Origin of the sequence: Mycoplasmoides genitalium G37, from assembly GCF_000027325.1 — a bacterium.
GTDB classification, from domain to species: domain Bacteria; phylum Bacillota_I; class Bacilli_A; order Mycoplasmatales; family Mycoplasmoidaceae; genus Mycoplasmoides; species Mycoplasmoides genitalium.
The window spans coordinates 570044-580076 of record NC_000908.2 but is presented as its reverse complement, the minus strand read 5'-3'; the positions used below and the strand labels follow the sequence as shown (position 1 = coordinate 580076).

Genomic DNA, 10033 nt, shown 5'->3' with positions numbered 1-10033 from the left:
GTATTTTTTTAGTATTAAAGAAATATTATAATCATTTAAATATATGATCATTTCTTTTGTAAATAATAAAGGCGGCGTATTAAAAACTACAATGGCAACTAATGTTGCAGGATCATTGGTTAAACTTTGTCCAGAAAGGCGAAAAGTCATTCTTGATCTTGACGGGCAGGGGAATGTTTCTGCATCATTTGGACAAAACCCTGAAAGATTGAATAACACGTTAATTGACATTTTGTTGAAGGTTCCAAAATTCAGTGGTTCAAATAATTTCATTGAAATAGATGATTGCTTGCTATCTGTATATGAGGGACTTGATATTCTTCCTTGTAATTTTGAACTTAATTTTGCTGATATAGACATATCACGTAAAAAATATAAGGCCTCAGATATAGCAGAAATAGTTAAGCAACTAGCAAAAAGATATGAATTTGTTTTATTAGATACACCACCAAATATGGCAACTTTAGTTTCTACTGCAATGAGTTTATCAGATGTCATAGTTATTCCCTTTGAACCAGATCAATATTCGATGCTAGGTTTGATGAGAATAGTTGAAACAATAGATACATTTAAGGAAAAAAATACAAATCTTAAAACTATTTTAGTTCCTACAAAAGTTAACGTTCGTACTCGTCTTCATAATGAAGTAATAGATTTAGCTAAAACAAAAGCTAAAAAAAATAATGTAGCTTTTTCTAAAAATTTTGTTTCTCTGACATCAAAATCATCAGCAGCTGTAGGTTATGAAAAATTGCCAATATCATTAGTATCATCACCAAGTAAAAAATATCTAAATGAGTATTTAGAAATAACAAAAGAAATCCTAAATTTAGCAAATTACAATGTCCATTAATAACAAAAAGAAACGTTTTTTCTTTGATTTAGCACAAGATGATGACCCAGAACAAAGTCTTTTAGAAGAAGATTTGTTTTCCATAAAAGAAAAAGTAACACCCCAAAATAAAAATAAGTTTAATCAAAAACAAAATTTGTCAAAAAGAGAAGAAACATCTTTTGACAAAGATTCATCTTCATTTGATTTTGGACCTTTATCTGCTTTTGAAAAAACCTTTCCAAAATCTTTTTGATCAAAAAATAATTCATTTCAACAGCCTGAGCAAATAAATCAACAAAATGAAAATAATCTTGAAAATTGAAATGAAGAAAAATCTTTTTCATCAAATTTTTCTGGAAAACCAAAAAAAGAGAGATATTTTCAAGAGGAACAAAATTTTCAATATCATAATAATGGTTTCTTACAGCAAAAAAATCAAAATTTTCAACAACAATTCACACAACCACAGCCTATTCCTCCCCAACCTAAAACAAAAATACCAGGAATAGTTCCTGTTGAACGCCAAGAAAAACTAGATACAGGTGTACACTTCTATACAAGTCAAAGAGTATGACAAAAAGTTAGAAATTACTCCAAAGCAGTTAATATCCCAATTTCGAGAATTTTAACTATCATTCTTGACAATGTTATAGAAGAATAATGGAACAATTTAATGCCTTTAAATCTCTATTAAAAAAGCATTATGAAAAAACAATAGGTTTTCATGATAAATACATTAAAGACATTAATCGTTTCGTATTTAAAAATAATGTTCTTTTAATTCTTTTAGAAAATGAATTTGCTCGTAATTCCTTAAATGATAATTCTGAAATTATTCATTTAGCTGAAAGTTTGTATGAAGGAATTAAAAGTGTTAATTTTGTTAATGAGCAAGATTTCTTTTTTAACTTAGCAAAATTAGAAGAAAATAGTCGTGATACTCTTTATCAAAATTCTGGATTGAGTAAAAACTATACTTTTCAAAACTTTGTAATTAGTGAAGGAAATAAAAGAGCTTATGAAGCAGGCGTTAGATTAGCTGAAACTCAAGATAACGAATTTTCACCGCTTTTTATTTACGGAGAAACCGGTCTTGGTAAAACTCACCTACTACAAGCAATAGGAAATGAAAAATTTCGTAATTTTCCAAATGCCAGAGTAAAGTATGTTGTTTCAAGTGATTTTGCCCAAGAAGTTGTTGATGCTTTTTATCAAAGGGATAAAGGTATAGAAAAACTAAAAAAAAATTATGAAAATTTAGATTTAGTTTTAATAGATGACACTCAAATATTTGGCAGAAAAGAAAAAACCTTAGAAATTCTTTTCAATATTTTTAATAACCTAGTTCTAAATAAAAAACAAATTGTTTTAGTTTCTGATAAGGCTCCTGATGAACTAATTGATATTGATGCAAGAATGATTTCTCGCTTTAAATCAGGATTATTACTAAAGATAGAAAAGCATAATTTGTCTTCACTTTGTGAAATACTTACTGTTAAATTAAAAGAAAAAGATCCTAACATCCAAATAACTAATGAGGCAAGACATGATGCAGCACAAATTTCAGGTAACGATGTGCGTGCTTTAAATGGAATTGCAACAAAGTTATTATTTTTTGCTAAAACTTCAAAACAAAATTTAATAAATACTGAAAATTTAAAAGAAATTCTTTTTGAAGAATTTGAGAAGTTTCATAAAAAGAGCTTTGATCCTTATTTATTAATAGAGAACGTTTGCCGTAGATTTAATGTTCCTATGGACAGTGTACTTTCAGAAAATCGTAAAGCAGAACTTGTCCGTGTTCGTGATGTGTGTAATTACCTTTTGCGTCAAAAGTACAACATGCAATTTCAACAAATTGGCAAAATATTTAAGAGAAGTCATTCAAGTGTATTAATGGCAGTTAAAAGAGTTGCTAAAATGATTGAAAATGACAGTTCATTACGGGATGTAATTACATCATTAGTAATTTAGCAAAATTAAAATTTTCTAATAGTGTTCTCAGGGTATTTTTTTAGATGACTTAATGATTGTTTATGGTTTTAAAAACAAAAGAGAACAAAAAGTTTGATATTTACTTAAAATCATCAGATTTTGCTGTTAGTAAAAAAGCATCTAAATTAATTAAAAAGTTAAATAAAAAGCACCCCAAAAGAAAATCACTTAATTCATTTGAAGCTAAAAAGTATGATATTTACTTCAAAGAAGTTTGTAAAGCTGTTACAAATGGCATTAACAACCAACTTATTTGTAACCACATTAATTTAAAAATTCTTCCAGGAGAATTTGTTGTTATTCTTGGTAAATCTGGTAGTGGTAAAACCAGCTTACTTTCTTTAATTTCCGCATTAGATCGACCAACTAGCGGCGATAGTTTTGTTTGTGGAACTAACACCATATGTTGTAGTGATGCAAAACTAACCGCGTTAAGAAATAAAAACGTTGGTTATATTTTTCAACAATATGGTTTATTGCGTGATCTTGACGTTGATGATAATATTAAGCTTGCTCTACCATTAAAAAAAAGGTTTAATAATAATCTTGAAGAATTATTAGAACGCTTGGAATTAAAAGAACATAGACATAAGAAAGTTCATAAACTCTCTGGTGGACAACAACAACGTGTTGCTATTGCTCGGGCTTTAATTAAAGAACCTAAAATTTTGTTTGGTGATGAACCTACTGGAGCAGTTAATATTGATATTTCCAAAAAAATATTGCAATTTTTTGTGGAATATAATCGTGACAAAGGTACTACTATAGTAATAGTTACCCACAACGAAAAGATAGTGGAATTAGCTAAACGGGTAATTAAAATCCATGATGGCAAGATAATCGTTGATTATTTAAATCAGAATCCAAAAACCATCGAACAAATTAACTGAGTTTAATTGAGATGTTTTCTTTTTTTAAACAGATATTTAAATCGCTTAAAAAGTTCTTCTTTTTATTATTTGGAATTATCTTTGTTTTATTTAGCATTATTTTCCTTGAAACATCTATTGTTCAGTTAAGTAACAACTTAGTTAGTACCTACACTACATTAGTATCTAAAACTAACTCTTCTGATATAGTAGCTCCTGCTATTTTAAAGGAAGCTAATCCTGTTTATATAGCCAGTTTAACTAATGATAGTGGTTATTTTTCCAAAATAAAGATAGATGATAAAAAAATTAACTATCTTTTTCCTTATCAAGAAAATGATTTTGGAAGTGATTCAGGACAAAGTAATGGTAGTGGTGATAACCAAAACAAAACCATTCCCCGCAAAGGCGATGTTAATGAAAAAGATAAACTCTTTTTAGCAAGAAAAAGAGGTATTTTAAAAGCATATGGAGAAGCCAATATTGCTGAAAAAAGAATTTATAAAGGGTTAGCAGTTTCTTTTAATAATACTGATTCTTTTAATGGTAGTGATATTAGTGATTCCATTACAAATAGACACATAATATCAGACCCTCAAAACCTTATTTATGATGCTAGTGGTAACCTTCTAGGTTATTTTGCTGATGGTTTAATTAAAGAAACTATCTCATTGCGTGCTGGCATTGCGCGTTTTCCTGGTGATAAAGGAAAAAGCACAGGAACACAAGTAAAAATTACACAAAAGCAACAAACAAACAATGATCCACAAAAAGACAGTACTGTTAATTCACTTTATAAAACCAATAACAAAGATAAAGTTTGGTTTAAGAGTGATGAGACCAAAGCAGATAATACTGATATATCTGCTAACTATCTATTTACAGGTGGTAATGAAGCTGCTAACTGATTTCCCAATCTTTATGCAAACATCCCAATTGATTTAGAAATCGATCCTGGTTCTCAATTTTGGAAAGATGTCAATCCTTTTAAAGAAATTGTTGAAGAATTTCAAACCCAAAAAGAAAGTAAAGATAATCAAAGTTTTACATTAACTTTTAATTTAGATATTTCTAAATTAAATAAGCTAGATAATGAACAGTTAAAGTGGTTAGAAACTAATGCTAAAACTATAGCCAATAATTCCTCTTTTGGAGATTGAGATCTTGAAAATAAACTTAAGCAACTTAAGAAATTTGAACTAAAAATTAATAAAGATTGACTTAAAAAGAAAGTTGAATCTGAGAAAGATACAATTCTCAATTCCTTACCAGGTTTTAGTGATAGTGATAAAGACACAATCTTTAAAACTCAGAATGGAATGATGGTAAGAAATAATAATCTTTCTTTTCAACCTTCAAGCAACAATCTCCAATTAGTTCAAAATCAAAACAGTCAAGCAAGTAATGGAATAGCTGATCCTAACTTTTCAAATGTTCAAACTGCATACAATAAAATTCACCAGTCCAATAACACTCCTGAAAAAACCCTTGATGCAGTTTATGCAGCAGTACTTGATCAATGACGTAGTATCTTTCAAGAGGATCTTGTTAAAAAAACAGTTGATCTTTTAGAAAAGTACCGTGATCATTTTTTAAAAGCCACTGCTTTCAATAACATTGATTATTCAAAGCAAAATATCGCAATAGCTAACAATGTTAGTTCAGCAGAGTCAGCAAGTTTTTTAGTTTCCAACAAAGATGAACAGAGATACAACGATCTTTCTTTAATTGATGGCGTTGATCTTAAATCTTGGTTATTTAAACCTGAGCAAAATGAATCAAACCCTTTAGACACAATTTATGGTGGTCAAGATGCTAATAATGGATTTTTACAAAAAATTGATTATGAATTTAAACCAAGCACCAGTAGTGGTGGAATGACTGCTAGTTTAAAAAATACCCAAGCTTTAAGTCCAAAATCTACTAAATTTCCCATTTATCCAAAGTTAGCAAATATTATTGCTCAAGCCCAATTACCAGAAGCTACTAATATCCCAACTACTGCTTTAGATGCTTTAAAACAATGAACTAATTTAGATGCCAATGGATTTAATAATCTTAAGGAAGAAGATAAACGAAAAGCAGCTAATAATTATCTTGCACTTTTAAGTTATTTTACTCCTGCTTTTCAAGATCCTAATGAATTAATAGAGACAAATCGCCAAATGCTTGAGATCCCTATTACTGTTAAAAATGGGGTCAATCCATTAATATTACCTACTGATCAACAAAATTTAGTTGTGCAAACCCCTGAAGCACACGGAGCGGTTGTTTCTCAACAATGGTTGTTTAGACACAATAAAGAAATTCTTCCCCAGGAAGGGGAATATGCTTGAAAAACTGCATTGCAAACACCAAACAATTTCCCTAACTGGTTAAATGATCTACCTGATCGTTATAAATTTAGTATTAACGGACTAACATTTGCAATTTTAGGTATAGGTGAATCAGTAGAAACTGGTTACCCAGTGTTATCTTTACAATCTCCGTTGCCTAATACCCAAGATGAAGCGTTAATCTTTGTTAATGATCAAGCTTACAGAAGTATTCTGTTTGCTGTACCAGCAGCTAACCAAGAAAATTATTATGCTTTTAAGTCAACAGATTTAAAACAGCACACTGACCAAGACCCAGTGCAGTTTATTGCTAATAGATTAGAGGGATATCTAGATGTTCCTAGAAGTGATTTAGCATTTAATGTTAAAGATATTTCTAAGTTTAATTATCTGACAACAGCAAGAAACTATTTTCCTGATTTAGTGCAAAGCTATTTGGCAATAGTAAGTACTGTTATTGCTATATTTTTGATTATTCTTGCTCTTTATTTAATTATTCTTTTAATTAAGTCATTTATTAAAAAGAATCAAACTGAGTTTTCTATTATCAGAGCAGGGGGATTTTCAACAACTAAATTTATTGTTGGAATGAGTGTGTTTGCTGGTATTGTTGCAATTGTTTCTAGTTTTTTAGGAGTTTTATTTGCCTTTCTTCTAGAAGGACAAGTAAAGGGAATCATAAATAGGTATTGGTTTATTGCTTTACCTGAAAATAGCTTTAACTGGTTATCGTTTTTTGGTTCTTTCTTTATAACCTTTTTTGTTTTTGAATTTATTAGTTGAATTGCCTTTAAACAGTTGTTTAGTAAACCTGTTAATGTCTTAATTGATCAAGGCAATGAGACCAAGTTTTCAGTTCTTCTTCATCTTTTAAAACATAAAAGTCATACAATGTCACCCTTGACCAAGTTTAGGGTTTCATTAATCGTTTCACGTTTTTCACGTTTATTTACCTATGTAGGATTGAGTTCAGTTGCACTTTTATTAATTGGGATTGCAGGTACTATTCCCCAAAAATTTAGTGCAGCACAAACAAGCACTTCCTTAAATAGAAACTTTAACTATAAGTTGAATTTACAAACACCAACAGAGCAATCTGGATGGTATGCAATTCAACCCTATTCACACTTTGGAGTTACTGATAATAATAATGGTATTAAAACCTTGTATAACGAAAGTGTTCAAGCAAATTCTCAAAATGAGCACCCTTATAAACCAAGTAATTTAAAACTTAAAAACCGCCAGGATCAACCAATAAAAGCAGCAGATGGAACTGAGCTTGAATTGGGCAACTTACTTTTGCCTAGTTATGGTGGTGCTCAACAGTTAAACACTGATGAGAATTTCTTTAGGCATGCCTCTCTATCAAAATGGATTATTGACTTTCCTATTAGGGTTGGCGGTTCTAACATTAACCCTTGGGAAATTGTTGAAAAATCAATTCCTAAACAGATTACTCAGTTACTTTCAGCATCTAGTGATCAGTTTTTAATTTCAGTATTAACTGATGACTTTTTCAATAACTTAAATGCTAATGGGTTTTTAATTAGAAACCCTAGAACTAATCAAATTCAGTTAGATGCTAGTAGGGTACTAACTACAATTGATGTATTTAATCCTGGTGGGGTTAAATTTAATGATAGCTTTCTTAGTTTTATGTTGAAAGTTTATGGGGATTTTGAACTTGCAAAACAAGATTCTAAGTTAAATTTTGGGATTGTTCCTGTTGACCCTGCCATAGAAGAAACCTACACTTATGTTGAAGGCCCATTTGGTTTTCAAGAAGATAATCTTGATGAGAATTCACCATACACTTTAACAGGGATTAACCCTGAATCAAGTTTTGTTAATCTGATAGATGGTAGTGGTAACTCTTTAAGAAATTTAATTAGTTCTGATCAGGAAATGAATGTAATTGTTAATGCTGGTTTTCAATATGCTAACAACATTAATATTGGTGATTATGTTTATATAAAACCGAAAAATACTGCCACAAGATACTCTGAAAAATTTCTAAAAGCACCCTTAAATAATTCAACAGTAGCATTTAAAGTTGTTGGTGTTTCTACTGATGCTTTTGGACAAGAACTTTATATTAACCAACACATTGCTAATAACTTATTAAAACTAAGTGGTAATCAGGGCAGAGGTATTATTAGAGATGTTATTAAAAAGACAAATGGCCAATCTCAAAGTAGTGATGAATATGAAATTGATTATGTAAAACCAAACGGTTATGTTCCTTTTAATGGTGTATTTTCCAAAGAATTAAAACCTTCTTTATTAAATAAGGCATTAGTATTAAACTCGATAATTGGTGTTTGGGGTAATTTCACTGACTTTGGTAATAATTTCCAAAATTTAGTAAGGAATAAACTTGATAAAGTTATTACATCCATACTACCTACTGATCCTGAAATTATTAATAAGTTAGCACAAGAAAAACAGATTATTAATACTACTTCAATGAATTATGAATCGCTTCGTAAAGAACTAGTTAATAAATACAAAACAGAATGAAATAGTGTTAATTTACTTTCCCAAAATGCAAGTAGTATTTTTGGTAATAACATTATTGCTCCTGTACTCAATATTGATGCAGCTGGAACTAGTGCTCAGATCATTAGAAATAATGCTGAAGTTTTGTTTAACACTGTGAATCAAGTAGATGCGTTTCTTTTAGGAACTATTATTCCTTTCATTTTCATTACTTGTGTTGTACTTGGTATCTCAATGTTAGAAGAGATGAAAAGAATCTTTATTTCACTTAAGGCTATTGGCTATAGAGATGTACAAAATTTAATTAGTTTACTTACCTTCTTTATCCCTGCATTTGTTTTAGCATTACTAATTTCTATTGGAGTTTTAGCTGGTGTTTTAATTGGTATCCAAGCGGTTGTTTTCAATGTTGCACAAGTCTTTTTAACTAATGTATTTGAGTTCTTGCCATACATGGTAGGGATAGTATTATTTGGTGTTACTATCTTTGTAATTGGTTCTTACTTTTGAATTAAGTTACGCTCAGCTGAACTGAAGGAAGGGTTTTAGTTAATGAAAAAAGGCAATAAAACTGTTTGAAATGAATGTATTGATATCTTAGATAACGTTAAAAGTCCTTCTTTTAGTGCCAATTTCGATGATTATTTCAAAAAGAGTAAATCTAAACCTCCTAAGAAGAATAAAAAAGTTTTAAATAACATTAAAAAAGCTGAGCTAAAGCTCAAAAAGAAAGCTAATAAAAAGCAAAAAGCCAATACCTTATATATCCCTCCTTTTGCTCAACAAGCTAAGGGAATTGTTATTACCATCAATAAGATGTGAAAAAATGTTCATAATGATGATTCAAAGCAAGAGATTTCTATCCTTTCAGATGTTTCTTTACAGATAGCTTATGGTGAAATAGTAATCATTTTAGGTTCTTCAGGATCAGGTAAAACAACCCTTTTAAACCTGATAGGTGGTTATGATTCTATCTCGTTAGGGAGTTGTATCGTAGCAAACTGTCCATTAGAAAAATGTACTAGTGAACAACTTTTAACTTATCGAAAGAATAACCTTGGTTATGTCTATCAGCGTTATAATCTGATTGAATTGTTAAGTGCTTATGATAATATTGCCATTTCACAAAACTTAATTCCCAAATATCAAAGACGACTTGATATAGAAGAGTTGGCTGAAAAATTAGATATTAAAGAAATCTTGTATAAATTTCCTTATGAGATGTCAGGTGGGCAAAAACAAAGAGTGGCCATCGCCCGTGCTATTATTAAAGAACCTAAACTATTACTTTGTGATGAACCTACTGGTGCACTTGATAGTAATTCTGCGGAAAATATCATTAATTTATTACAAACAATTAACAAAACATATAAGCAAACCATCCTAATGGTTACCCATGATGTAAGCCTAACAAGGATAGCTAATAGAATCATTAAAATTTCAGATGGTAAAATAGTATCTAACCAATTAGTCAGACCCTTAGTTTAGTTATAATCACC

The 10033-nt window shown here is 29.9% G+C and carries 6 protein-coding genes; all 6 read left to right on the top strand.

Annotated elements, in window-relative coordinates:
• Positions 1-43 precede the first annotated feature (43 nt).
• The 6 genes from MG_RS02770 (at position 44) to MG_RS02745 (ending at position 10022) form a co-directional block, all read left to right on the top strand.
• Complete coding sequence (locus tag MG_RS02770) at positions 44-853, top strand: ParA family protein (protein ID WP_009885563.1); 810 nt, start codon at positions 44-46, stop codon at positions 851-853.
• Complete coding sequence (locus tag MG_RS02765; protein WP_009885564.1) at positions 843-1496, top strand: hypothetical protein; 654 nt, start codon at positions 843-845, stop codon at positions 1494-1496. The genes MG_RS02770 and MG_RS02765 overlap by 11 nt, the downstream gene beginning before the upstream one ends.
• Positions 1496-2809 carry a chromosomal replication initiator protein DnaA gene (gene dnaA / locus MG_RS02760; RefSeq protein WP_010869493.1) on the top strand — a complete coding sequence of 438 codons (1314 nt, stop codon included), beginning with the start codon at positions 1496-1498 and terminating at the stop codon, positions 2807-2809. The genes MG_RS02765 and dnaA overlap by 1 nt, the downstream gene beginning before the upstream one ends.
• Positions 2810-2871: 62 nt before the next feature.
• Positions 2872-3726: an ABC transporter ATP-binding protein gene (locus tag MG_RS02755; RefSeq protein ID WP_010869492.1), complete on the top strand. Its 855-nt coding sequence runs from the start codon at positions 2872-2874 to the stop codon at positions 3724-3726.
• A 5-nt stretch (positions 3727-3731) separates the two neighbouring features.
• The gene (locus MG_RS02750; RefSeq protein ID WP_009885565.1) at positions 3732-9083 is read left to right on the top strand and encodes an FtsX-like permease family protein; all 5352 of its coding nucleotides are present in this window, start codon (positions 3732-3734) and stop codon (positions 9081-9083) included.
• A 3-nt stretch (positions 9084-9086) separates the two neighbouring features.
• Entirely contained in the window at positions 9087-10022 is a 936-nt protein-coding gene (locus MG_RS02745) for an ABC transporter ATP-binding protein (RefSeq protein WP_009885566.1), read from the top strand.
• Positions 10023-10033 lie beyond the last annotated feature (11 nt).